At 41.5% G+C, this 422-nt stretch carries 1 protein-coding gene; it reads left to right on the top strand.

Annotated features, from left to right (window positions below):
- The coding region (locus AC0QH1_RS30735; RefSeq protein ID WP_324635253.1) for a tetratricopeptide repeat protein at positions 1–422 on the top strand (422 nt) is incomplete at both ends.

The raw sequence follows: 422 nt of genomic DNA on the forward strand, positions 1-422 counted from the left end.
ACTGGAAAAATTTATAAAATTGCCAATTCTCGGTATATGTTGGGGCGATGCTATGGGAATTTAAAGCAGCCAGAAACAGCCATTTCTTGGTATGAGCAAGCGGTTGAGTTGTATGTGGAAGTTAAGGAGACAAAGTGGGCTTTATCGGGATTAGAATATCTGGTGAATTTGTATCGGGAGTTGAAACAGGATGAACGGGTTATCTCGTCTTACCAGCGATGGTTAGAGATTTTCCGGGAAACGGGCGATCGCGTTGCTGAATATAGTTGTCTATACGAGTTAGCACGATTTCAGTTTAATATCCAGCAATATCAGGATGCTTTATCTGGGTTTGAAGCTGCTTTGCAGATAGCGGAATCCTTGGATGAGGATACTGGAAAAATTTATAAAATTGCCAATTCTCGGTATATGTTGGGGCGATG

This window comes from Phormidium sp. CCY1219 (assembly GCF_055795085.1).